The sequence below is a fragment of the Burkholderiales bacterium genome (assembly GCA_015075645.1).
GTDB lineage: Bacteria > Pseudomonadota > Gammaproteobacteria > Burkholderiales > Casimicrobiaceae > VBCG01.
Window position 1 is genome coordinate 241,557 of sequence record JABTUF010000005.1, and the last position, 23,922, is coordinate 265,478.

The following is a 23,922-nucleotide window of genomic DNA, read 5'->3' on the forward strand; positions in this document are numbered from 1 at the left end:
GCATTCAGTGGTGGTGGCCGTGCGCGCCGTGGACGTGGCCGTGCGCGATCTCCTCCTGCGTCGCGGGCCGCACCTCGACCACGGTCGCGTCGAAGCGCACGCGCTGCCCGGCGAGTTCGTGGTTGCCGTCGAGCACCGCCTTGCCTTCGGCGATGTCGGTGACGCGCCACACGATCTCCTCGCCATCCTTCTCGGAGACGAGGTAGCCGCCGACCGCGACGTCGTCGGGCAGCGTGTCGACCGGCTCCATGCGCACCAGCGACGCGTCGTAATCGCCGAACGCATCCGCCGGTTCGAGCGTGACCGAAACGGAATCGCCTGCCTGCTTGTCCGAGAGCGCTTTCTCGACCAGCGGGAAGATTCCGGAGTAACCGCCGTGCAGGTAGGCGATCGGCTCGACTGCCTCCTCGATCAAGCCGTTGCGATCGTCGAACAGCCTGAACGTGAGCGAGACGACGGTGTTGCGGAAGACATTCATGGGGATCCTCGGGGAGGTGCGCGTCCGGGACGCCGCGCGGTTGGCGCGCATTCTACGCCTCGCCGCAACGGCGCCTATAATCGCGGCAACGCTCAGCCCATGCCCGACCAAGCGTCCGCCCCTCCGATCGCCGGACTCGCCCCCGCCGCGTTCCTGCGAAGCCATTGGCAGAAGCGCTCGAAGCTCCTGCGCGCCGCGATGCCCGGGTTCACCGGGCCGTTCACGCGCGGCGATCTCGTCGCGCTCGCCTGTCGCGACGACGTGGAATCGCGGCTGGTCGTGCGCACGCGCGGAAGCTGGCTCGTCGAACACGGCCCGTTCGCACGCCGGCGCTTCGCGTCGCTCCCTGCGCGGGACTGGACGCTGCTGGTCCAGGGCACCAACCTCGTCGACGAACGGGCGGATGCCCTGATGCGCCGCTTCGACTTCCTGCCGTTCGCGCGTCTCGACGACGTCATGGTGAGCTACGCGGCGCCCGGCGGCGGCGTGGGGCCGCACCTCGATTCCTACGACGTGTTCCTGCTGCAGGGATTCGGCCGCCGACGCTGGCGCTGGGGCCGGCAGCGCGACGCGTCGTTCCGGCCCGGCCTGCCGCTTCGCATCCTCGCGCGTTTCACGCCGACGCACGACGAGGTGCTCGGTCCCGGCGACATGCTCTACCTGCCGCCGGGCGACGCGCACGACGGAGTGGCGGTCGAGGCGTGCACGACCTACTCGATCGGGTTTCGCGCGGCGCTGTCGAGCGAGATCGCGGAAGCCTTCCTCACGCGGCTCGCCGAGCGTGTCGACCTGCCGGGACGCTACGCGGACCCCGACCTCGCGCCGGCCCGCTCGCCCGCGCGCATCTCGCGCGCGATGCAGGACCAGGTGGCGCAAACGCTCTCGCGCATTCGCGTCGCGAGGGCCGAGGTCGATGCGTTCCTCGGGGCCTGGCTCACCGAGCCGAAGGCGCACGTGACCTTCGCGCGGCCCGCGCGGCCGCCTTCGGCCCCGGCCTTCGCGCGCACGATCGCGCGCCGCGGTGTCAGGCTGGACCTGGGCACGCAGGCCCTCTACGATGGCCGCACGATGTACGTGAACGGCGAATCGCTCTCGATGAACCCGATCATTCGCGCATCGCTCGCCCGGCTCGCCGATCGCCGCGGGCTCGCCCCGCGCGAGGCCGCCGTGCTGCCGCGTGAGGCGATCGCGGTGCTCCACGACTGGCACCGCCACGGATGGCTCCATGTCGGAAGCCGCTGACAGCGCCACCGGACCGGTCGAACGTCCGCTCGCGTCGATCGCCGAGCAGGTCGAGGCCGTCGACGTGCTGATCGACCGCGCACGGTCGCGGCTCCGCATCTTCGACGTCGACGGCAGTGACTGGGGCTGGCAGCGGGCCGAGCGCGCGGAGCGCGTGACCGCGTTCCTCCGCCGCGGACGCGGCGCGCGCATCGACATGATCGTCCACGAGACGCGCTGGCTCGAACAATCGTGCCCGCGCCTCCTCGCGCTCCTCAGGACCTGGGGGCACGCGATGACCGTCTACCGGACCGGACCGGAGGCGAGAAGCGCGATGGATCCGCTGGTCGTCGCCGACGATCGCCACTTCCTGCACCGGTTCCACGTCGACGGCGCACGCGCGGTGCTGGTGTTCGACACGCCCTCGGCGGCCCGACCACTCATCGAGCGCTTCGACGAGATCTGGGCGACCGGCGAGCCGGGCCTCTCCGGCACCGTGCTCGGCCTCTAAGCAGGGTCGGACTCGACTTTCGTTCGCGGGCGTCCGGCCGCCGTCCGTCGGTGGAAAGTCGAGTCTGACCCTGCTTTCAGAGCTGCGGCACGCCGATCCGGCGCCCGACCTCGCGGTAGTGCTCGATGACTTCGCCCAGGTCGCGCCGGAACCGGTCCTTGTCCAACTTCTCGCCGGTCGTGGCGTCCCAGAGACGGCAGCCGTCGGGCGTGAACTCGTCGCCCAGCGTGAGCGGTCCGTCCGGATCGTCGACCGGATGGCCGAACTCGAGCTTGTAGTCGACGAGGTCGACGCCGGCGTTCGCGAACAGCGGCTTCAGCACGTCGTTCACCTTGTGCGTGATCGCCTTCATCTCGGCGATCTCGCGTTCGCTCGCCCACCCGAGCACGCGGATGTGGTCGTCGTTGCACAACGGGTCGTGCAGCGCGTCGCTCTTGTAGAAGAACTCGAAGATCGGCTCGGCGAGCCGCGTACCCTCCGCGACGCCGTAGCGCTTCGCCATCGACCCGGCGCAGACGTTCCGCACCACGCACTCCACCGGAATCATCTTCATCGCCCGCACCAGCGACTCCCGCTCGTCGAGGAGCCGGACGAAGTGCGTCGGCACGCCCGCCGCCTCGAGCTTCCCCATGACGTGGGCGTTGATCCGGTTGTTCGTCTCGCCCTTCCCCTCGAGCTTCGCGAGCTTCGCGCCGTCGAACGCCGACACGTCGTCGCGGTAGTGCATCACGAGATAGCGCGCGTCGTCGGTCGCGTAGACCGTCTTCGCCTTGCCCTTGTAGCGTTCCGCGCCCTTGTGCATTCAGACCTCCCGCCAGTCGAATCCGTCGTCCTGGTCGGCGATGCCGATCCAGCCTTCCGTGCAGCCCAGCGCGCCCGCGAGCGCCGCACGCGCCAGCGCCGACGTGTTGTTCTGCTTCGACAGGTGCGCGGCGACGATGTGCTTCAGCCGCGAGTTGTCGAGCGCGGCGAGGAGCGCCGCCGAGGCGTCGTTCGCGAGGTGCCCGAAGCGCCCCGCGATCCGCGCCTTGAGGTTCGCCGGGTACGGGCCTTCCGCGAGCATCGCCGCGTCGTGGTTGCATTCGAGCACCAGCGCGTCGAGGCCGGTCAATGCGCGCTCGACCGCCGGCGTCGACGTGCCGAGGTCGGTGACGACGCCCAGGCGCACCGCGCCGTCGCCGAGCACGAACTGCACCGGCTCGCGCGCGTCGTGCGGCACCGGAAACGGCCGCACCTCGATCGAGCCGACCGAGAAGGATTCGTGGCTGTCGAATCCGAACACGCGATCGATGCCGGCGAAGCGCTCGCCCACGCAGGCGAGCGTCCCGAACGTGAGCCAGACCGGAACGGCGTGCTTCGCGGCGAACGCGGCCACGCCGCCGACGTGGTCGCTGTGCTCGTGGGTCACGACGATCGCGTGGAGGTCGCCGGGGGCGAGCCCGAGGCGGCCCAGGCGCTTCGCGGCGTCGCGCACGCCGAAGCCGCAGTCGATCATCAGGCGGGAACCGCCAACCTCGACGACGAGGCCGTTGCCCTCGCTGCCGCTCCCCAACGACGCGAAGCGCATCGGCGCGCGCCCCGCGGCCTACTTGAGCTGTTCCTTGAGGAGCGCGAGGATGCGATCGCTCGTGGGAGACTTGTCCGGCGCGCCCTTCGGATCCTGCACGGACACGAGGCTCGTGCGTGCCGCCTCGACGACCGCGATCCGGTATTGTTCCGGCTTCTCGGCCTCGTCCTTCTTCCAGAACATCAGCTTGGCGAGGAAGCCCTCGTCGCGCTTGACGGCGGCGCTGTCGGGATCGGCATAGCGGACGAAATAGAGCCCGCTGCTGCGGTCGCGATCGACCACCGTGAACCCGCTGCGGTCGAGGGCGAGCCCGACGCGGCGCCACGCGCGGTCGAACGACTCGTCGACGACGAGCTTGGACACGCCGTCGCTCCCCTTTTCGATGCGCGCGCGGTCCGGCTGGGCGGCGGCCTGCGCGACCGCGGCGACGGCCTGCGGCTCGGCCGTGCCGAACTTGACCATCAACCGAGTGAGCATCTCGGCCTCGAGGTCGGGATTGGGCGGCATCAGCGCCCAAGCGAAGGCAGCCGGCGACGAGTTGTCGATCTTCGCCGTCGGCACCTGTTCCATGCCCCGGTGCGACAGGTACACCTCGACGGTGCCCGCCTCGGCGCCGCGCTCGACGCGGGTCCGGTACTTGTCGCGCTTGTAGGTCGTGAAGAACACGTCGGCGAACTGGCCGAGCGTGCGGCGCATCAGGTCCTGCGGAATGTCGGCGCGGTTCTCGGCCCAGTCGGTCTCCATGAGCCCGAGCGCGGGCTGCTCGACCGCGAGCACGAAGCCGTTCTCGTTCCAGAACTGGCGCGTGATGTTCCACGCGTTCTCCGGCGTGGTCTTGACGACGAGCCAGCGCTCGTTGCCGGCGCGCGCGATGCGCGCGTCGGGCACGGTCAGCAGCAACTCCGACTTGCGCGCGGCGCCGCCCGCCTGCTGCGCCGCGAGTCCGGTCGCGGTCGTGACCGAATAGCGGTCATCGTAGCGCGGCGTCGTGAGGTCGGGTGGAAGCTCGAGCGACGGCGAACTGGACGTCGATTTGTAGTCGATGCGCTTGGTCATCTGCATCGACTCGCAGCCCGCCAGCGCGAGCGCCAGCGACAGGACGGCGACGATCGCGCCCGGGCGCGAGAGGGTGATGCATGAAGTCATGCGGCGTGCATCCGTGTGGGCTCGAGACACCCCGCTTCGCGCAGGGCGGCGCGGACGGTCTCGTGGTGTTGCGCGGAGAGCGGCACCAGCGGGAGCCGCACCTCGTTTTCGATCCTGCCCATCTCCGCGAGCGCCCACTTGGCGGGCGAGGGGTTCGCTTCGATGAACAGGCGGCGGTGCAGCGGAAGCAGGCGGTCGTTGATCGCGCGCGCCTTCTCGTATTCGCCGGCGAACGCTGCGCGGCACATCTGCGCCATCAGCGCGGGGGCGACGTTCGCCGTCACCGAGATCACGCCCTGCCCGCCCATGAACATCAACGGCAGCGCCGTGATGTCCTCGCCGCTGTAGACCGAGAAGTCCTTGCGGCCCGACATCGAGAGACCGCGCAGGAGTTCGCTGCCGCGCCCGAGGTCGGCGGTCGCGTCCTTGATGCCGACGATGCCCGGGACCTGGGCGAGCCGCAGCGCGGTCTCGGTTGCGAGGTCCGCGACGGTGCGGCCGGGTACGTTGTAGAGGACGAGCGGCAGGTCGACGCGTTCGGCGATCGTGCGGAAGTGCCGGTAGAGGCCTTCCTGCGTCGGCTTGTTGTAGTAGGGCACGACCGAGAGCCCGCTGTCCGCGCCGACCTTCTTCGCGTACGCGGTGAGTTCGATCGCCTCCGAGGTGGCGTTCGCGCCGACACCGGCCATCACGTGGACGCGGCGGCGCGCGTGCTCGACGACCGTGCGAATCAGGAGGCAATGCTCGTCGACGTCGACGGTCGGGGACTCGCCGGTGGTGCCGACGACCACGATCGCCGCGGTGCCGCTCTCGACGTGCCAGTCGACGAGGCGCTTCAACGCCTCGAGGTCGAGCGCACCGCCCGCCTTCATCGGGGTCACGATGGCGACGAGGCTACCGGTCGGAATGGGCATGGCGGCAGGTCCGGATAAACAGGTGATTTTACCGCATTCGAACCCCGTTTCGGCCGGCGGTTCCCGTTTGCGGGCGCTTCATGGCAGCGGCCAGGGGGCCGTCCCGAGGCGCCCGACGGCCGCCAGACGCTGAACGACCGCGCGGCCCCCTCCGGTCCGCTCAACGAGCCCTTCCTCGAACGCCACGACGCCGAGGCGGCCGCGCACCCGTTCGAGGAGTTCTCCGCGTTCGAGCAGGAACGCCGGATTCGACGGCTTGCCGTGCGCTTCGTTGCCCACGGCGAAGGTTTCGTAGACGAGCACGCCGTCGTCCGCGAGCGCGTCCAGCATGGCCGGAAACGACGGCCGGTGCAGGTAGTTCGTCACGACGATCGCGCCGAAACGCTCGCCGGCGAGCGGCCAGGGTCCGGATTCGAGGTCGAGGACGCGCGTGGCCACGCCGGGAACACCGTCGAGGACGGCGAGGGCCGACGCATCGACGTCGACCGCGAGCACCGGATGCCCGAGCGAGGCGAACAGCCGCGCGTGCCGGCCGTGACCGGCCGCGAGATCGAGCACGCGCGCGCCGCGCGGGACCAGTGCGGCGAATCGCCGCACCCATGCCGACGGCTCGGGGGCCAGCTGAACCGTCACGGTCCGCCGCGGGGCGCGGCGTCCTCGAGCGCGGCGATCTCGTCGAGCACGTGCGTGAAACGACGGCCGAACGGCGTCAGCGTGTACTCGACCCGCGGCGGAATCTCGGGAAACGCGGTGCGTTCGAGGATGCCGAAGCGGACGAGCTTGCGCAGGCGCTCGTTCAGCACCTTGGTCGACAGCCCCGGCAGGCTCGCCTCGAGCGCGCCGGGGCGGTGCACGCCGTGGCGCACGCGGTCGAGGACCGCGAGCGACCACTTGCAGCCGACGATGTCCTCGACCATCCGCGCGGCGGGTGGCGGGTCGGGCAGGATTTTTTTCGCCTGCGGCATCAGGAATGTGCACCGTTTGGTGCGTACCGGACCGCTGTGTGCCCGCTTCTCGCCAGGCGCGAGCTGCGGCACGCTGGAACGGCGCGCGCGGCGGAGCTTCGCCGGCGCGCATGCATCCGATTCTAACCGGAGACCGACATGACCGCCCGTACCGACCTCGTTGGTGTCGCGCTCGCCGCGACGCTCGCCGCCGCTCCCGTGCTCGCCGCCGATCCGCCTCCCGTGCCCTATCCGGCCGGCTACCGCTCCTGGACCCACGTCAAGACGATGCAGATCCTGGAAGGCCATCCGCTGTTCGCCTCGTTCGGCGGCATCCACCATCTCTACGCCAATCCGAAGGCCATGCAGGGCTACCGCAGCGGCCGCTTTCCCGACGGCGCCGTCATCGTGTTCGACCTGCTCGCGCCGGTGAACGCGGACCACACGGTGACCGACGGCAACCGCAAGGTCGTCGGCGTCATGCACAAGGACGCGAAGCGCTACGCCGCGACCGGCGGCTGGGGCTTCGAAGGCTTCAAGGGCGACTCGCGCACCGAGCGCGCGGTCGGGACGAACGCAAAGGGCGCCTGCTTCGGCTGCCACGAACCGCAGCGCGGGCGCGACTACGTGTTCAGCGCGTGGAAAGAGTAGCGCGGCGTCCGCGCGGCCGGCTCGACCCCGATTCGATCTCGGAGCGCATCGGCGCCGATTCGTCGTCGAGCCAGCGCACGAAGTCGGCGACGTCCTCGCGCGCGGTGCTCCGCGGTGCGACCAACGCGAAGTACCCGCGCTCCGAGTCGTAGCGTTTCGGAAACGGCGCCACCAGCCTGCCCTCGCGCAGGTGCTCCGCGACCAGCGGCAGGCGTCCGAGCGCCACGCCCTGCCCGCCGACCGCGGCCTGGATCACCTGGTCGTAGAGCGTGAACCGCAACGCCCCGGCGGGCTTCAGGCCGGCGGCGCCGTTCGACGTGAGCCAGATGTCCCAGTTGAGCCACGGCACGCGCCCTTCCGGATCGTCGAGGTGCAAGAGCACGTGCCGCGCGAGGTCCGCAGGCGTCGCCAGCGGCGTGCCGGGCGAGCGCACGACGTCGGGACTCACGACCGGCAGCATCCGTTCGCCGAACATCGCGAGCGCGCCCGCGGGCAGCCTCGATTCGCGGCCGACGTAGCGGATCGCGACGTCGACCTCGCCGCGCGCGAGATCGACCGTACGGTCGTCCGCGGACACGTAGACCTCCAGGTCGGGACGGCGCGCGCGAAAGCGTGCGAGGCGCGGAACCAGCCACAGCGACGCGAACGACACGGTCGTCGTCACGGTGAGGCCCGGCGGGCGCCGCACGCTGCCGACCGACTCCGCTGCGCGTGCGATGCCCTCGAGGTGCGTCGTGATCTCGCGCAGGAACATCTCGCCTTCGGCGGTGAGCGCGAGCGCGCGATGCCGTCGTTCGAACAGCGCGACGCCGAGCGAGCGCTCGATCGAGGCGACCTGCCGCGACAGCGCCGACTGCGTGAGATGCAGTTCCTCCGCCGCGCGGGTGAACGAGAGCAGCCGGCCCGAGGCCTCGAACCCCCGGAGGAAATCGAGCGACGGCAGGCGCCGCAACGTCTTATGCATGATTCTGACGCATGGCTCACATGCCGATTCGTCGTTTGAGCCCGGGCCGCTCCGATTCTATATTCATCTACGTGTCCATGGCCCCCGCCCGCCCCGGTCGAACGGGGACGCTCCTCCGGGGATCGACTGTATCCATGAACGTGGAGAATGACAATGTCCGCGACCTTCCGCCGCCTCGCCCTCACGACCGACCAAATCGTCGACCTCGACGACGCCCGCGGGACCGTGGTCCGCGTCGCGAGCGGCCGCGTCTGGCTCACGCAGCACGGGGATGCGGTCGATCACGTGCTCGACGCCGGCGACGCCTGGGCGGTCGAACGGAACGGCCGCACGATCGTGCAGGCCCAGAGCCCCGCGTTGATCGACCTGACCGGTCCGGGCGCCGCGGGCGCCATCGTTCCGCTGGCCAGCGCGGTCGAACCCGCGCGTGCGCGCCGGTGGATCGCCCGCGTGGCGAACGAGCGGCTCGGCCGGCGCTTCGTGCCCTACCTGTGAGCGAGTTTCCGGTGCGCCGCGCGTGCGGCGGCGTCAACGAAACGGGCCGCGATGCTCGATCGCCAGTGCGCCGGCGGCGAGCCGGAGTTCGGGGTCGACACCGGGATGGGCCGCGAGGACGGCCAGGTGATCGGCGAGCATCGGCCCGGCGATCGCGTCCCGTGTTGCCGCGAGGCGCGTGAACAGGAAGAACAGCGGCCCGATCAGCGTTTCCGGGTCGCGTACGACGGCGGCGTCGCGAAGTCGTTCGAACGCCGTCATTGCAGCGTGCGGTCGTCCCGCATCCGCGCACCGCAGGCGCATCGGTCGCGCGCCTGCGCTTCCAGCGCGCACCAGCGCTCCGCCATGCGGCGGCACACCGATCGGAACTCTGCGGAGAGCGTGCCGGCCGCGGCGAGACGGGCCAGGTTGTCCGCGATCCGCGCCGCGTAGGCCGGCGCCGGATGCTGCGCGTAGCAACTCATCAGGCACAACGTGCCCGCGATCATGGCATCGGGGCGCTCGTCGTCGCGCCATGCCGGCCCGTGGTTCATCGGGAGCTTTCTCGGGTGGGGGTCGCGCAAATGATAACGAGTCTCATTTGCATGTCAAGCCCCGTTGCCGGCATGGCCCTCCGCGCCGAGCCGATGGAGTCGGACTGCATTCGGGAGGCTCGCGCCCCCGCCGCGACGTCACCGCCCCCTGCAGCGGCCGCGGCCGTCGACCGACACGCGGCGCGCGCTCACCCCTTCGCGAAGGCGATCTCACCTCCGGTCGCGGTCACGCGGATCGTGTCGCCGGGGGCGTAGCGGCCGCCGAGGATCTCCTTCGCGAGCGGATTCTCGATCTGCTGCTGGATCGCGCGCTTCAGCGGCCGCGCGCCGTACACCGGGTCGAAGCCCGCCGAGGCCACCGCCTTCAGCGCGGAGTCGTCGACCGCCAGCGCGATCTCGAGCTTCGCGAGCCGCGCCTCGAGCGCCTTCAACTGGATGCGCGCGATGCTGCCGATCTGCGCCTCGTCCAACGGGTGGAACACGACGATCTCGTCGATGCGGTTCACGAACTCGGGCCGGAAGTTCGTCTTGACCTCCGCCATCACCGCGATCTTGATCACGCCCGGGTCGGCGCCCTCGTCGGTCAGCTGCTGGATCTTGTGCGAGCCCAGGTTCGACGTCATCACGACCACCGTGTTCTTGAAGTCGACGGTGCGCCCCTGGCCGTCGGTGAGACGACCATCGTCCAGGACCTGCAGCAGCACGTTGAACACGTCGGGGTGCGCCTTCTCGATCTCGTCGAACAGGATCACGCTGTAGGGCTTGCGCCGCACCGCCTCGGTGAGCGCGCCGCCCTCCTCGTAGCCGACGTAGCCCGGCGGCGCGCCGATCAGCCGCGCGACCGAGTGCTTCTCCATGTACTCGGACATGTCGACGCGGATGAGCGCGTGGTCGGAGTCGAACAGGAACTCGGCGAGCGCCTTGGTGAGTTCGGTCTTGCCGACGCCGGTGGGCCCGAGGAACAGGAACGAGCCGTAGGGGCGGTTGGGGTCGGAGAGGCCCGAACGCGAGCGCCGGATCGCATCCGACACGAGGCGCACCGCCTCGTCCTGCCCGACGACGCGCCGGTGCAGCCGCTCCTCCATGTGGACGAGCTTGTCGCGTTCGCCCTGCATCATCTTCGACACCGGAATGCCGGTCGCGCGCGAGACCACCTCGGCGATCTCCTCGGCGCCGACCTGGGTGCGCACCAGCTTCGGCTTCTTCGCCTGGTCCTTGTCCAGCGCGCTGTCCGCCTTGCGGATCTGGGCCTCGAGCTGCGGCAGCTTCCCGTACTGGAGTTCGGACACCTTCTGCCAGTCGCCCTTGCGCTTGGCCTCCTCCATCTGGAGCTTGATCCTGTCGATCTCCTCCTTCAGGTGCTGCGTGCCCGCGACGTCGGCCTTCTCGGCCTTCCAGACCTCGTCCAGATCGGCGTACTCGCGTTCGAGTCGGGCGATCTCGTCCTCGATCAGCGCGAGGCGCTTCTTCGACGCGTCGTCGCTTTCCTTCTTCACCGCCTCGCGCTCGATCTTCAACTGGATCAGCCGGCGGTCGAGCTTGTCCATCGACTCGGGCTTGGAGTCGATCTCCATCTTGATGCGCGCCGCGGCCTCGTCGACCAGGTCGATCGCCTTGTCGGGCAGGAAGCGGTCGGTGATGTAGCGGGCGGAGAGCTCGGCCGCGGCGACGATCGCCGGATCGGTGATCTCGACGCCGTGGTGGATCTCGTAGCGCTCCTTGAGACCGCGCAGGATGGCGATCGTCGCCTCGACCGACGGCTCGCCGACGATCACCTTCTGGAAGCGGCGCTCGAGCGCGGCGTCCTTCTCGATGTACTTGCGGTACTCGTCGAGCGTGGTCGCGCCGACGCAGTGCAGTTCGCCGCGCGCGAGCGCGGGCTTCAGCATGTTGCCGGCGTCGATCGCGCCTTCCGCCTTGCCGGCGCCGACCATCGTGTGCAGTTCGTCGATGAAGACGATCGTGCGGCCCTCGTCGGCGGCGATGTCCTTCAGCACCGCCTTCAGGCGCTCCTCGAACTCGCCGCGGTACTTGGCGCCGGCGAGGAGCGCCGCCATGTCGAGCGAGAGCACACGCTTGTTCTTGAGCGTCTCGGGCACCTCGCCGTCGACGATGCGCTGCGCGAGGCCCTCGACGATCGCGGTCTTGCCGACGCCGGGCTCGCCGATCAGCACCGGGTTGTTCTTGGTGCGCCGCTGCAGGATCTGGATCGCGCGGCGGATCTCGTCGTCGCGGCCGATCACCGGGTCGAGCTTGCCTTCGCGCGCCCGTTCGGTGAGGTCGATCGTGTACTTCTTGAGCGATTCGCGCTGGCCCTCCGCCTCCGCGGAACCGACGTTCGCCCCGCCGCGGACCGCCTCGATCGCGTCCTGCAGCGACTTCTTCGCGAGCCCGGCGTCCTTCAGCATGCGTCCGGTCTCGCCCTTGTCGTCGGCGAGCGCGAGCAGGAACAGTTCGCTCGCGATGAACTGGTCGCCGCGCTTGGTGGCTTCCTTGTCGGCGAGGTTCAGCAGATTGTTGAGGTCGCGCGCGAGGCCGATCTCGCCTCCGGTGCCCTCGACCTTCGGCAGCCGCCCGATCGACGCCTTGAGCGCGGCCTGGAGCTTCGGCACGGCGACGCCTGCGCGCGCGAGCAGCGACGCGGTCCCGCCGTCCTCCTGCGCGAGCAGCGCGGCCAGGAGGTGTTGGGGCTCGATGAATCCGGCGTCGTGGCCGAGCGCCAGCGACTGGGCGTCGGCGAGGGCCTGCTGGAACTTGGTGGTCAGCTTGTCGAAACGCATGGGGGCTCCTGCGGGCGCCCGTCCTCGGGCACCCGATACCGGCTAGATGTGGCAATCCCGCATCGATTCAAGGGGTTTGCACGGTACCGCGGCGAGTTTCCGGCGCGCGACGATACAATGGAACAGGCGACGCCGCGCGCCGGACCGCGGCCCGGGGCACCCGGGACCGAAGCCAGCCGCCGCTCCCCACGACCATGGCCGACTTCCCACCACCGGACCCCGCCCACGACTCGCTCCCCGCGTCGCCCCCGCAGGCATCGCTGCGGCAGGTCGCGGGCGCGGTGTTCTGGAGCTTCTTCGGCGTGCGCAAGGGCAAGGCGATGCGCCACGACGCGGTCACGGTCCGGCCGCACCAGGTGATCATTGTCGGCGTCGTCGCCGCGGCGGTGTTCGTGCTCACGCTGCTCGTGGTGGTGCGGACCATCCTGACGTTCGCGGGCGCGTAAGCCGCGCGACTCGCGTCACGCGACGACCGGTCAGGGCGTGCCTGCGATGCGCCCGCTTCGGACGATGCTCGCCAGTTCTTCGACCGCACGGGCGAGGTCGTCGGTCGACGTGAGGAGATCCGGGCACAGCCGCAGGCAGGCACCGCGCGCATCGGTGTCGATCCCGCGCCGGGCGAGGTCACCGGCCACCCGGGCGGCGCGTCCATCGCCTGCGAACGGCACGACGACGAAGGCGCCACGCGCCGTCGTTCCGCCGACCGCGGCGATCCCTGCCGCGTCGAGCCGCGCGACGAGGTCCCGCTGGCGTGCGAGCGAATCCTCGCGCAGTGCCGCGGCCCGCAACGCGAGCGCGAACCGCTGGCCGGCGCGCGCCTGGTACATCGTGAGCACGGGCGGTGTCGATTCGAGCCAGCCGTCACCGCCGCGCGCGAAGTCCGGCGGATCGGGGCGGCGATAGTCGAACGGGCGGTCCTTCGCGAACCATCCGGTGTCGAGCGTGCGCAGCCCCGCGTCGAGCCAGCGCGGCGCGACGTAGAGATAACACGCGCCCGGTCCGCCGCGCAGGTACTTGTAGGCGCCACCGACCGCGAAATCCACGCCGCTCGCGTCGACGTCGAGCGGCACGACGCCCGCCGAGTGGTAGACGTCGACGAGCACCTTCGCGCCGACCGCGTGCGCGCGCGCGACGACCTCGTCGAGGCGATCGACGCGCTGGCCGGTCTGGAACATCACGTCCGACACGACGACGAGATCGGTGCCCGGCACGATCGCCGCGACGAGATCGTCCGTGTCGTAGTGCTCGAGCGCACGGTGGTCGCGGGTTCCGGCCACCGGCGCGCGCGGCGCGACCTGCATGAGCGAGAGCCGCCCGCGACGCGCCCACTCGCGCAGGATCAGGTCGAGCGAGTCGAACTCGCCGTGCGTCGACACGACGCGCGGCGGAGCGTCGAACGTCGACAGCACGGCGCGCAGGCCCGCTCCCGCGCTCGTCTTCGGGACGATCGTGTCGCCGCGCGCGGCGCCGAGGATCGCGGCCGCTCGCGCCCGGTATGCGCGATTCTCGGCCTCCCATGCGTCCCACGCGTCGCCCAGGCCGGCGATCCATGCATCGAGGCCCTCGCGCAGATCGTGCGCGGTCGCGTCGAGCGGCCGGCCGAGCGAATGGTTGGCGAGATAGACGCGATCCCGGTACGCGGCGCGATGGCGCGAGAAGAGCGGCGCGACATGGGCGCGCACCGCGTCGTCGGCCCAGGGCGGCGGACCGAGTGCGGCTGCGACGGCGGAGAAGACATCGCCGGCCGGATCGCGCGGACCGTTCATCGCGTCGGTACCCGCGGCGGAGCCGACGTCAGCGCGCGCCGATCTCGCCGCGCACGTCGATGAGCTCGGGGAAGAACCGGATGTCGAGCGCGCGCTTCAGGAACGCGACGCCCGACGAGCCGCCGGTGCCCGGCTTGTGCCCGATGATCCGTTCGACCGTCTTCAGGTGGCGGAAGCGCCAGAGCTGGAACGCCTCCTCGATGTCGACGAGCTTCTCGCACATGTCGTAGGCGTCCCACCAGCGGCGCGGATCGGCGTAGATCTCGCGCAAGACCGGCACCAGTTCCGGACAGCGCTGCCAGGGCTGCGCCCAGTCGCGTTCCACGCACTCCGGCGGCACGGGAAGTCCGCGCCGCGCGAGGTGGCGCAGGAACTCGTCGTAGAGCGAAGGCGCGTGGAGCGTCGCGTCGAGTTCGGCGAGCGCGTCCGGGTCGTGGCGGAAGACGTCGAGCATGCCGGCCTGCTTGTTGCCGAGCAGGAACTCGAGCACCCGGTACTGGAGCGACTGGAATCCGGACGACGTGCCGAGCGAGGGACGGATCGCCTCGTACTCCGACGGCGTGAGCGTCTCGAGCACCGCCCACTGCTCGAAGAGCTGGCGCTGGACGAGTTTCACGCGCGCGAGGATCTTGAAGCACTCGGAGAGCCGATCGGCGCGCACGCGGAGGATGGCGGCGCGGATCTCGTGGATCGCGAGCTTCATCCAGAGTTCCGACACCTGGTGCTGCACGATGAACAGCAGCTCGTCGTGCAGCGGCGCGCCGTCGGCGTCGCGGGAGCGCGGCTCCTGCGCGTCGAGCAGGCGATCGAGGCGGAGATACCCGCCGTAGGTCATCCGATCGCGCAGGTCGGTGTGGATGCCGGGCTCGAGGTCGCGGAACTCCATCGTCACATGGGGCGAGTCGCGGTGGCCGCAGTATAGACCCCGCGCGGCCACGCGAATGCGGCGCTCCGCCCGCGCCGGAACCCCGCGCGCAACGGTGTTTGCTAGCATCCGGGCCATGCCGAAGCCCGCCCGCCCCGCGGCCGTCGCGCTCGCAGCGTGCCTCGCGCTCGCAGGCTGCGGCACGGAGCGCGATGCCGGGCGCGCGCTCGTCCTCGCGGATTGCCGGCTGCCGCACCTCGCGGCTGCCGCGCGCTGCGGCAGCGTCGGCGTGCCGGAGGATCGTGCGAAAGCCGACGGTCGCACGATCGCGATCCACGTGGCGGTGCTGCCGGCCAACACGCGCTCGCCCCATCCGGATCCGTTCGTCATCCTCGCCGGAGGGCCGGGCCAGGCCGCGAGCGAACTCGCGCCGTTCGCCGCGCGTCTCGCCGCGATCCGGCGCACGCGCGATGTAGTTCTGATCGACCAGCGCGGCACCGGTCGGAGTTCGCCGCTCGACTGCGCCGCCTACTCCGAAGCGGGCATGCGCGCCGCGATGCTCGAGGCCGATCCGCTGCCGCGCGCCCGGGCGTGCGTGGCCGAACTCGCGCGCGCAGGCGTCGATCCGAGCCTCTACACGACGGCCGCGTTCGTCGCGGATCTCGAGGACGTGCGGCACGCGCTCGGCGCGCCGCGCTGGAACCTGTGGGGCGGCAGCTACGGCACGCGCGTCGCGCTCGAATACCTGCGCCGCCATCCGGATCGCGTGCGCACCGTGACCCTCGACGCCGTCGTGTCCCCGGACATGATGATCAGCCTCGACGTGTGGACCGCGCGCGAGCGCGCGCTCGACCATCTGTTCGAGCGCTGCCGCGCGACGCCGGCGTGCGCGAGGGTCCTGCCCGATCCGGATGCGACGCTCAAGGCCATCGCGCGCAACCTCGCACGCGCGGGCACGACGATCGCGATCGACGACCCGGCGACCGGCGAGAGGGTCGACGTGCCCGCGTCGACCGACCTCGTGGTCGGGCTCCTGCAGCCTCTTCTCTACGCGCCGGAGACCGCCGCGCTGGTCCCCGCCCTGCTCGACCGCGCCCGCGAGGGCGACTACGCGCCGCTGGTCGCCGCCGCCGGCGCGTTCACGGGCAGCGTGCTCGAGCAACTGAATCTGCCGCTGCACTATTCGGTCACCTGCGCCGAGGACACCTCGCGCGTCGGACTGGGCCTGCGCAGGCAGGCCCTGCGCGGCGCGCGCTCCGCCCGGATCGCCCGCGGGGCGCTTGGCGTCTGCGACGTGTGGCCCGCCGGACCGGCGCCGCTCGACGCGCACTCGCCGGTCGTCGGCGACGTGCCGGCGCTGATCCTCTCGGGCGGGCTCGACCCGGTGACCCCGCCCTCGCGGGGCGACGAGGTCGCGAAGTCGCTCACGCACTCGCGGCACGTCGTCGCGCCCGGGTATGGCCACATCGTGTCGCCGCACGCCTGCGGACCGCGCCTCCTCGCCGCGTTCGTCGAGGACGCGGGATTCGCGCGGCTGCCGGTGGACTGCGTCAGGCAGTTCGAGAGCTCGGTTCCGCCCGCGCTGTGGACCGGCGTGCTCGGGCCTGCGCCACGATGATCGCGGTCGAAGCGCTCACCAAGACCTTCGGCCGGCGCGGCGAGGTGCGCGCGCTCGACGGCGTGTCGTTCACCGCACCCGCCGGGGCGATCACCGGCTTGCTCGGACCCAACGGCGCCGGCAAGACGACGCTGCAGCGCATCCTCGCGACGCTGGTCGTGCCGGACGCCGGACGCGCGACGATCGACGGACGCGACGTCGTGTCCGACCGCCCGGAGGTGCGCCGCCGCCTGGGCGTGCTCTCCGATGCGCGCGGACTGTATCCGCGCCTCACCGGCCGCGAGAACATCGCGTACTACGCCGCGCTCCACGGCATGCCGTCCGACGTGCGCGACCGCCGCATCGGCGCACTCGTGGCGGACCTCGGGCTGGACGACATCGCCGACCGGCGGGCGCAGGGCTACTCGCAGGGCGAGCGGATGAAAGTCGCGATTGCGCGCGCGCTCGTGCACGATCCGGACACCATCCTGCTGGACGAACCCACCAACGGTCTCGACATCATGAGCGTGCGCGCGCTGCGCGACCTGCTCCGGGGCCTCCGCAAGGGCGGCAAGACGCTGCTGTTCAGCTCGCACGTGATGCAGGAAGTCGGCGCGCTGTGCGACCGCATCGTCATCCTCGGTCACGGCAGGGTGGTCGCGAGCGGCACGGCGGCCGAACTCGTCGCCCAGGCGGGCAGCGCGACGCTCGAGGACGCGTTCGTCGCGCTGCTCGGCAGCGGCGAGGGACTCGCGGCATGAGGCCGGCGCGATGAAGCGCGCCGTCACGATCGCGCGGAAGGAACTCGTCGAGACGTTCCGCGACCGGCGCGCCGTCGTGGTGACGCTGCTCTCGGCAGCACTCGCCGGTCCGCTGTTCCTCGCGCTGATCTTCAACATGATCGCCGGACAGGGCGAGCGGGCCCGCACACTGGTCCTGCCGGTCGACGGCGCGGAGCGCGCACCCGCGCTCGTCGCGTTCCTCGAGCGCGAAGGCGTCACGATCGCGCCGATGCCTGCGGACGCCGCGAACCGCATCCGCGCGGGCGACCTCGACGTCGCGATGGCGATCGACCCGTCGTTCCCGCAGCAGGTGGCCGAAGGCCGGCCGGCCAAGGTGCGGCTCCTCTACGATCGTTCCCGCGACCGCGCCCGCGCCTCGATCGAACAGGCCGAGGGGCTGCTGCGTGCCTACGCCGCCCAATGGGGCCGGCAGCGCCTCTTCGCGCGCGGCATCGCGCCGTCGGTCGCGTCGCCGCTCGACGTCGTCGCCGAGGACCTCGCCACGCCGCAGCAGTCGGGTGCGTTCGTGCTCTTCCTCGTCGCCTACTACGGCTTGTTCGCGGCATTGATGGGCGGCATGCCGGTCGCGCTCGACACGACCGCCGGCGAACGCGAGCGGCAATCGCTCGAACCGCTGCTCGCGACGCCCGCGTCGCCGGCGGAGATCGTCGCGGGCAAATGGGCCGCGGTCGCCGCATTCGCGGCGCTCGTGGTCGTCGTCACGTTGACCGGTTTCACGCTGACGCTGCGGTTCGCCCCGCTCCCGCCGGTCGGCATTCCGTTCCTGTTCGGGGGGCGCGAGTTCGTCCGCTTCCTCGTGATCCTCGCCCCGATGATCCTTCTCATGCCCGCGGCGCTGCTGTTCCTCGCGAGCCGCGCGCGCACCATCAAGGAGGCGCAGACCAACCTGTCGCTGCTGCTGTTCGTCGTCTCGGTGCTGCCGGTCGCCCAGATCTTCCTGCAGCGGCGCGAACCGGACTGGCTCGTCGCCGTCCCGGTCTCCGGCCAGTACCTGCTGCTCAACCGCGCGCTGCGCGGCGAGGCGCTCGCGATTGCCGACCTCGTGTTGTCGTGGGGATTGCCGGTCGCGCTGATCGGTTGCGCGTGGTGGGCGACGGCGCGGCGCTACGCGGACGAGTCGATCCTCGCGAGCCGTTGATTCCGGGACATGCGACACTACCCATCCCCTCCGCCCCCCTCATGACCATGGCCCTGCAGAGTCTCCGCGTTCTGCTCCTCGCCGCAGGTCTCGCCGGCGTTCCTTCGACGACGCTCGCGCAGGCGCAGGAGTGGCCGGCCAGGCCGATCCAGATCGTCGTGCCCTTCGTCCCGGGCGGTTACGTGGACACCTACGCCCGCGTGGTGGCGGCGCGCCTCGGTCCGGCGCTCGGCCAGTCCGTGGTCGTCGAGAATCGGCCGGGCGCCAGCGGAAACACCGGCAGCGCCCAGGTCGCCAAGGCGGCACCCGACGGCTACACGTTCCTCGTCACGGCGATCAACACCCATGCGGTGAACCTGTCCCTCTATCGCGATCTGCCGTTTCATCCGGTGCGCGACTTCACCCCGGTCGCCCTGATCGCCGAGGGCGCGTCCGCATGGATCGTCCCGGCGACGGTTGACGTCTCGACCGTCGACGAACTGGTCGCGCTCGCCCGGGCGCAGCCGGGCAAGCTGAGCTACGCGAGTGCCGGCGTGGGGACGCTCGGCCACCTGATGATTTCGTGGATGGCGTCGCGCGAGGGGATCCGGATGATCCACGTCCCCTACAAGGGGGAAAATGATGCGCTGCTCGCCGCGCTGCGCGGCGACGTGACGCTGGCACAGGTCTCGGTCGCTTCCGTCGTGCCTCATGTTGCCGAGGGCAGGATTCGTGTCATCGCGACCACCGGATCGACACGCGCGGCGCCGATGCCGAATGTCCCGACCATCGCGGAATCCCTGCCCGGCATCTCCGGCACCGCGTGGATCGGCATGTTCGCCCCTGCGAACCTGCCGCCCGGGATCGCGGCACGGGTGAACGCCGAGGTCGACAGGATCATGACGTCCGACGAGATCCGCCAGCGTCTGGTCGCGAGCGCGCTGGTCCATCCGACCATGACGCCTGCGCAGTTCGGCGATTTTCAGCAGGCCGAGATCGCGAAATGGGCGAAGGTCGTGCAGTCCAACGGCATCCGCATCGAGTGAGACGTTCCGCGCGGCCGGCGCGCTGACGCGATGGCAACGCTGACCGCGCTCCGCCTCGACGAAATCCGCCGGGGGCGTCCCGCGCACCCGGCGCTGGTCCTGCCCGGCCGATCGATCGGCTACGCCGAGCTGATCGATCGCGTGCATGCAGCCGCCGGTCGACTTGCACGCGCCGGATGCAGGCCGACGGCACCGGTCGGCGTATCGGTGGACGATGATCTCGACAATCTGGTGACGAGTCTCGCGCTGCTGTGGCTCGGCGTTCCGCAGATCGCGCTGCCGGCCGCGGACCCGCTCCCGTTGCGGCGCGAGCTCGCGAACCGGCTGTCGATGACCCACGTCGTCGCCGACGACGACCGGCAGGCGCTCGCCGGCATTCCGATGATCCGCGTCGAACGCGATGCCGAGGCGGCCGGAGCGCCGGCCATCGCCGGCGAGCCGGACAGCGAAGCGCTCGCGATCTATGCGACCAGTTCCGGGACCACCGGCAAAGCCAAGCTCTTCGGCTACAGCCAGCGCGCATTCGCCCGTCGTGCCGAGTCGATCGCCGTTGCGCAGGGTTACGCGATCGACGAGCGGATCATGGTCGCGATGCCGGTCGCGACCCACACCGGGAAGTTCGCGCGCCTGGTCGCGATCTGGCACGGAGCCACCGCGGTCCTGGCGACCGGCGGTCCGGGCGCGCCGGTCTCGAGCCTCTTCGAGTTGTGCCACGAACTGCAGGTCACCTACCTGCAGTTGACCGTGCTGCAGGCGCGCAGCCTCATGGTCGCGGCGACCGATGGGCGTCGCCTGCCGCCGTACACGCGCGTGTTCCTCGGCGCGGCTCGCATGCCCCCCGGATTTCCGCGACAGTTTCGCGACGTGGCCGGCGCGCCGGTATTCGATCGCTACGGAACCACCGAAGGAAGCCTGATCGCCACGACGTGGCCTGCGGGCGATCGAGGCATCGACGATGCCGTGGGCGTGCCGGCCCCGGGCGTCGAGGTCGAGATCGTCGATGCGTCGGGCGAACCGGTCCCGCGCGGCGAGCCCGGCGAGATCCGGATTCGATCGGCCGCGATGGCGAGCGGATACCTCGACGATCCCGACGCCACGGCCTCGCACTATCGCGGCGGGTGGTTCCACCCGGGCGACCTGGGGTCGATGACCGAGGATGGCGTGCTGCGCTTCTTCGGCCGCATCGACGACATGATGGTGCTGAACGGCATCAACATCTTTCCGGTGGAGATCGAGCGCGCACTCGAAGCGCATCCGGCTGTCGCCGCCGCCGCGTCCTTCCCGATCGCTTCGCCCATCTACGGAGACGTTCCGGCGGTGGCGGTCGAACTGCGCGAAGGCGTCTCCACCGACGAGCGTTCCCTCGTTCGATACGCCCGGTCCCGTCTCGGACAGCGCGCGCCGCGGCGCGTCTTCGTGGTCACCCGCCTGCCGCGCAACGCCGCCGGCAAGGTCGTCAAGCGCGAGCTGGTGCGGATGCTGGCCCCGGGAGCCGGTGAGCGCGGTCCGGCCTGACGCCTTCGGACGCGAACGTAAAGCTCAAGCTGGACGCCAATCAGTCCGGCCGATTGCGCATCCAGTCCGCCGTGCCCCGGAACGCCTCCATCAACGGGCCCACGAGATCGGCGGGAGCCTCGACGTCGTCGAGCGCCATGCGCATGCACGCGAGCCAGGCGTCGCGCTCGGCGCTCGTGATTCGAAACGGCAGGTGCCGGGCGCGCAGCCGCGGATGGCCGAACCGCTCGACGTAGAGCTGCGGGCCGCCGAGCCAGCCGGACAGGAACCAGTAGAGCTTGTCGCGCGAGCCGTCGAGCGTCGCGTGGTGCAGCGCGCGGATGCCCGCGAACGACGGCTCCAGGTCCATCCGGTCGTAGAACGCGTCGACGAGGTCGCGCACGCCCGCGTCGCCGCCCAGCCGTTCGTAGGGCGAGGCGGACTTCGCGGCAGCAGGATCGTCGTTGCCCATCGAATCGCGGCCGGCGCCCGGTCTCAGCCGAGCTGCCGGATCACCGCGAGCGGCGGCTGGCGCGCGGTGTTGCGCGTGCCGAGCCAGCCGGCGAGGGCCACGACGATCGCGCCGCCGAGGACCCCGTAGAGCCACACGCCCACGCCGGGCGAGTAGGGAACGGAGAACACCCGGTCGGCGAGCACCCATCCGATCGCGGTCGCGCCGGCGGCGGCGAGGATGCCGGCGAGCGCGCCCAGCACGAGGAATTCCGCGACCTGCGCCGCCGAGAGCTGCGTCGACGACGCCCCGATCGTGCGCAGGATCGCGGCGTCGAAGCGGCGCTCGTCCTGGGTCGCGGCGATCGCGGCCTGCAGCACGAGGAGGCCGCCGGCGAGCGTGAACAGGAACACGAACTCGACCGCGCGCGACACCTGCTCCATGATCGACTGCACCTGGCGGATCACGTCACCCACGTCGATGGCGAGCACGTTCGGGAACTGCTGCAGCAGGGCGGACACCCACGCGCCGGCCCGCGGCCCCTCGGGCACGCGCACCGCACCGATGTACGAAGTCGGCATGTCGTCGAGCGCGCCGGGCGGGAACAGCGTGAAGAAGTTGGGGCGGAAACTGTCCCAGTCCACCTTGCGCAGGCTGGTGATGCGCCCGGACACCGCGGAACCGGCGATGTCGAAGGTCAGCTCGTCGCCGAGCTTCAGCCGCAGGTTGTCCGCGATGCCGTCCTCCATCGAGATCCCCGCGTCCGCCTTCGCGCCCTTCCCCCAGAACGTTCCCGCGACGATGCGGTTGGTCGAGGGCAACTCGTCGGACGACGACAGGTTGAACTCGCGTTCGGCGAGCCGCCGGGCGCGCGGGCTGTCGTACTGACGCGTGTCGAGCGGCGCGCCGTTCACCGCGACGAGGCGCCCGCGCACCATCGGGTAGAGGTCGGTCGTCGGGCCGCCGACTTCGCGCATCGCGGCGCGCACGCCGTCGACCTGCTCGGGCAGCACGTTGATCACGAAGTGGTTGGGCGCGTCGGGCGGCAGGCTCGCGCGCCAGCTCCGCATCAGTTCGCCGCGCACCACGGTCAGGAGCAGGAGCGCCATCAGTCCGAGAGCGAGCGCGCCGACCTGCAGGCTCGACGCGAGCGGACGCCGCCGCAGGTTCGCGAGACCGAAGCGCCAGGTGATGCCGCGCTGCGGCAGCCGCTTCAGCGCCACGATCAGGAGCCACGCCGCGAGGGCGGCGACGACGATCAGCGCCACGACGCCGCCGACGACGATCGCGCCGGTCTGCGCATCCTGGGCCTGCGCGGCGAGCAGGAGGCCGATCACCGCCGCACCGAGGCCGTACGCGACGAGCGCAGACGGCCTCGGACGCGGCAGGTCGCGCCGCAGGACGCGCAGCGGCGGGACGCTCGCGAGCGCGGTGAGCGGCGGCAGTGCGAAGCCGAAGAGGAGCAGGATGCCCGTCGCGAAGGCGAGCGCGCCCGGACGAAACGCCGGGGACGAAGGCAACTCCACCTGCGCGAGCGACGCGAGGACGCTGGCGAGCAGCGCCTGCCCGCCGAGGGCGAGCACCACGCCGACCGCGCTGGCGGCGAGCCCGAGCGCCACGAACTGCGTGATGAACAGCGCGAGCGTGCGCCGCTCCGATGCCCCGAGGCAGCGCAGCATCGCCGCGGTGTCGAGATGCCGGCGCAGGTAGCGCGACGAGGTCAGCGCCACCGCGACGGCCGCGAGGATCACCGCGACGAGTGCCGCGAGCCCGAGGAACTGCTCCGCCCGGTCGAGCGTCTGCCGCACCTCCGGCTGCACGTCGCGCACGCTCTCGATCCGCTGGCCGGGCTTGAGTTCGGCCGACGCGACGCGCGTGAAATCGGCGAGCGTGCCGCGGCCGGGAGGCTCGGCGACCATCAGACGCCAGGTGGCGCGGTTGCCCGGCTGCAGCAGATTCGTCGCGGCGAGGTCGTCGTGGTGGATCAGCAGTCGCGGCCCGGACGACAGGATCCCGGTCGCCACTTCCGGCTCCTGCTGGATCGTCGGTCCGACGACGAGCGTCGCCTCTCCGACCACGAGCCGGTCGCCAGCACTGAGGCCGAGCCGCTGCGCGAGCCGCTGGTCGGGCCAGGCTTCGCCGCGCGGCGGCGAGTGCGTCGCGCGCACGCCGTCCGGGTGCGCGCCGTCGACGAGCAGGATCGCCCCGCGCAGCGGGTAGCCGTCGGTCACCGCCTTCACGTTCGCGAGCACCGGCGCCGTGTCGACACCCGGCTTCTGCACCATGCTGTTGAACCGGACCGCGGGCATCGTGTCGAGACCGCGCGCCCGCGCGGCGGCTTCGAACGACGGCGGCAGCGGACGGTCCGACGAAATCAGCGCGTCCGCGCCGAGCAGCAGCCCCGCCTGTGCGGTCAGCGCCGTCTTCACGCGGTCGGCGAAGAATCCGACCGTTCCCATGCTGCCGACGGCGAGCGCGAGCGCCGCGGCGAGGACCGTGAGTTCGCCGGCGCGCCAGTCGCGCGCGAGCATGCGCAGCGCGAGACGCAGGAGCTTGGCCGGTGCGAGGCGGTCGCGCAA

Annotated in this window: 25 protein-coding genes; 10 read left to right on the forward strand and 15 right to left on the reverse strand. The window is 71.2% G+C overall.

What is annotated here, in order from left to right:
* Positions 1-4: 4 nt before the first annotated feature.
* On the reverse strand, positions 5-478 hold the full coding sequence (locus HS109_14340; GenBank protein MBE7523549.1) for a peptidylprolyl isomerase: 474 nt from the start codon (positions 476-478) through the stop codon (positions 5-7).
* Positions 479-577: 99 nt separating this feature from the next.
* Here HS109_14340 and HS109_14345 point away from each other — a divergent pair, with 99 nt between their 5' ends.
* Positions 578-1,720 carry a cupin domain-containing protein gene (locus tag HS109_14345; protein ID MBE7523550.1) on the forward strand — a complete coding sequence of 381 codons (1,143 nt, stop codon included), beginning with the start codon at positions 578-580 and terminating at the stop codon, positions 1,718-1,720.
* Positions 1,704-2,210 (forward strand): hypothetical protein, encoded by a 507-nt coding sequence (locus HS109_14350; GenBank protein MBE7523551.1) that lies wholly within the window; start codon positions 1,704-1,706, stop codon positions 2,208-2,210. Before HS109_14345 ends, HS109_14350 begins: the two co-directional genes overlap by 17 nt.
* Positions 2,211-2,286: 76 nt before the next feature.
* Here HS109_14350 and purC read toward each other — a convergent pair whose 3' ends face one another.
* The 6 genes from purC to HS109_14380 all read right to left on the reverse strand — a co-directional run bounded on the left by purC (position 2,287) and on the right by HS109_14380 (position 6,754).
* Positions 2,287-3,012 (reverse strand): phosphoribosylaminoimidazolesuccinocarboxamide synthase, encoded by a 726-nt coding sequence (gene purC, locus HS109_14355; protein MBE7523552.1) that lies wholly within the window; start codon positions 3,010-3,012, stop codon positions 2,287-2,289.
* Entirely contained in the window at positions 3,013-3,777 is a 765-nt protein-coding gene (locus tag HS109_14360; GenBank protein MBE7523553.1) for an MBL fold metallo-hydrolase, read from the reverse strand.
* 18 nt (positions 3,778-3,795) lie between these two features.
* Positions 3,796-4,923, reverse strand: a complete 1,128-nt coding sequence (gene bamC / locus HS109_14365; GenBank protein ID MBE7523554.1) for an outer membrane protein assembly factor BamC — start codon at positions 4,921-4,923, stop codon at positions 3,796-3,798.
* The gene (locus tag HS109_14370; GenBank protein ID MBE7523555.1) at positions 4,920-5,837 is read right to left on the reverse strand and encodes a 4-hydroxy-tetrahydrodipicolinate synthase; all 918 of its coding nucleotides are present in this window, start codon (positions 5,835-5,837) and stop codon (positions 4,920-4,922) included. Before HS109_14370 ends, bamC begins: the two co-directional genes overlap by 4 nt.
* Before the next feature lie 78 nt (positions 5,838-5,915).
* A complete protein-coding gene (locus HS109_14375; GenBank protein MBE7523556.1) occupies positions 5,916-6,470 on the reverse strand; it encodes an SAM-dependent methyltransferase in 555 nt (184 codons plus the stop codon).
* Positions 6,467-6,754 (reverse strand): winged helix-turn-helix transcriptional regulator, encoded by a 288-nt coding sequence (locus HS109_14380; protein MBE7523557.1) that lies wholly within the window; start codon positions 6,752-6,754, stop codon positions 6,467-6,469. The genes HS109_14375 and HS109_14380 overlap by 4 nt, the downstream gene beginning before the upstream one ends.
* Before the next feature lie 186 nt (positions 6,755-6,940).
* Here HS109_14380 and HS109_14385 point away from each other — a divergent pair, with 186 nt between their 5' ends.
* Positions 6,941-7,432: a cytochrome P460 family protein gene (locus tag HS109_14385; GenBank protein ID MBE7523558.1), complete on the forward strand. Its 492-nt coding sequence runs from the start codon at positions 6,941-6,943 to the stop codon at positions 7,430-7,432.
* On the opposite strand, the gene HS109_14390 is transcribed toward HS109_14385, so the two are convergent.
* Entirely contained in the window at positions 7,413-8,396 is a 984-nt protein-coding gene (locus tag HS109_14390; GenBank protein MBE7523559.1) for a LysR family transcriptional regulator, read from the reverse strand. The two genes, HS109_14385 and HS109_14390, sit on opposite strands and share 20 nt — an antisense overlap.
* 153 nt (positions 8,397-8,549) lie before the next feature.
* Between HS109_14390 and HS109_14395 the strand changes: the two genes are divergently transcribed.
* Positions 8,550-8,891, forward strand: coding sequence for a DUF2917 domain-containing protein (locus HS109_14395; GenBank protein ID MBE7523560.1), 342 nt, complete (start codon positions 8,550-8,552; stop codon positions 8,889-8,891).
* A gap of 33 nt (positions 8,892-8,924) precedes the next feature.
* Here the strand turns inward: HS109_14395 and HS109_14400 are convergent, their stop codons facing one another.
* From HS109_14400 to clpB, 3 genes are all read right to left on the reverse strand, one after another.
* The gene (locus tag HS109_14400; GenBank protein MBE7523561.1) at positions 8,925-9,152 is read right to left on the reverse strand and encodes a hypothetical protein; all 228 of its coding nucleotides are present in this window, start codon (positions 9,150-9,152) and stop codon (positions 8,925-8,927) included.
* Positions 9,149-9,424: a hypothetical protein gene (locus HS109_14405; protein MBE7523562.1), complete on the reverse strand. Its 276-nt coding sequence runs from the start codon at positions 9,422-9,424 to the stop codon at positions 9,149-9,151. The genes HS109_14400 and HS109_14405 overlap by 4 nt, the downstream gene beginning before the upstream one ends.
* Positions 9,425-9,612: 188 nt before the next feature.
* Positions 9,613-12,204 (reverse strand): ATP-dependent chaperone ClpB, encoded by a 2,592-nt coding sequence (clpB, locus tag HS109_14410; protein MBE7523563.1) that lies wholly within the window; start codon positions 12,202-12,204, stop codon positions 9,613-9,615.
* Between the two features lie 194 nt (positions 12,205-12,398).
* Here clpB and HS109_14415 point away from each other — a divergent pair, with 194 nt between their 5' ends.
* Complete coding sequence (locus HS109_14415; GenBank protein ID MBE7523564.1) at positions 12,399-12,650, forward strand: DUF2970 domain-containing protein; 252 nt, start codon at positions 12,399-12,401, stop codon at positions 12,648-12,650.
* Between the two features lie 30 nt (positions 12,651-12,680).
* Here the strand turns inward: HS109_14415 and HS109_14420 are convergent, their stop codons facing one another.
* Together HS109_14420 and HS109_14425 are read right to left on the reverse strand one after the other, a co-directional pair.
* Entirely contained in the window at positions 12,681-13,970 is a 1,290-nt protein-coding gene (locus HS109_14420; GenBank protein ID MBE7523565.1) for an aminotransferase class V-fold PLP-dependent enzyme, read from the reverse strand.
* A gap of 28 nt (positions 13,971-13,998) precedes the next feature.
* A complete protein-coding gene (locus HS109_14425; GenBank protein MBE7523566.1) occupies positions 13,999-14,856 on the reverse strand; it encodes a tryptophan 2,3-dioxygenase in 858 nt (285 codons plus the stop codon).
* 115 nt (positions 14,857-14,971) lie between these two features.
* Here HS109_14425 and HS109_14430 point away from each other — a divergent pair, with 115 nt between their 5' ends.
* Genes HS109_14430 through HS109_14450 form a run of 5 tightly spaced genes read left to right on the forward strand, consistent with a single transcriptional unit; the run spans position 14,972 to position 20,913 of the window.
* A complete protein-coding gene (locus HS109_14430) occupies positions 14,972-16,453 on the forward strand; it encodes an alpha/beta fold hydrolase (GenBank protein MBE7523567.1) in 1,482 nt (493 codons plus the stop codon).
* The gene (locus tag HS109_14435; protein MBE7523568.1) at positions 16,450-17,193 is read left to right on the forward strand and encodes an ATP-binding cassette domain-containing protein; all 744 of its coding nucleotides are present in this window, start codon (positions 16,450-16,452) and stop codon (positions 17,191-17,193) included. Before HS109_14430 ends, HS109_14435 begins: the two co-directional genes overlap by 4 nt.
* Before the next feature lie 10 nt (positions 17,194-17,203).
* Positions 17,204-18,373, forward strand: coding sequence for an ABC transporter permease (locus HS109_14440; GenBank protein MBE7523569.1), 1,170 nt, complete (start codon positions 17,204-17,206; stop codon positions 18,371-18,373).
* Positions 18,319-19,398 carry a tripartite tricarboxylate transporter substrate binding protein gene (locus tag HS109_14445; protein ID MBE7523570.1) on the forward strand — a complete coding sequence of 360 codons (1,080 nt, stop codon included), beginning with the start codon at positions 18,319-18,321 and terminating at the stop codon, positions 19,396-19,398. Before HS109_14440 ends, HS109_14445 begins: the two co-directional genes overlap by 55 nt.
* Positions 19,399-19,428: 30 nt before the next feature.
* Complete coding sequence (locus tag HS109_14450; protein ID MBE7523571.1) at positions 19,429-20,913, forward strand: long-chain fatty acid--CoA ligase; 1,485 nt, start codon at positions 19,429-19,431, stop codon at positions 20,911-20,913.
* 40 nt (positions 20,914-20,953) lie between these two features.
* Here HS109_14450 and HS109_14455 read toward each other — a convergent pair whose 3' ends face one another.
* Together HS109_14455 and HS109_14460 are read right to left on the reverse strand one after the other, a co-directional pair.
* Positions 20,954-21,364, reverse strand: a complete 411-nt coding sequence (locus HS109_14455; GenBank protein ID MBE7523572.1) for a group II truncated hemoglobin — start codon at positions 21,362-21,364, stop codon at positions 20,954-20,956.
* Positions 21,365-21,387: 23 nt separating this feature from the next.
* Positions 21,388-23,922, reverse strand: coding sequence for an FtsX-like permease family protein (locus HS109_14460; GenBank protein MBE7523573.1), 2,535 nt, complete (start codon positions 23,920-23,922; stop codon positions 21,388-21,390).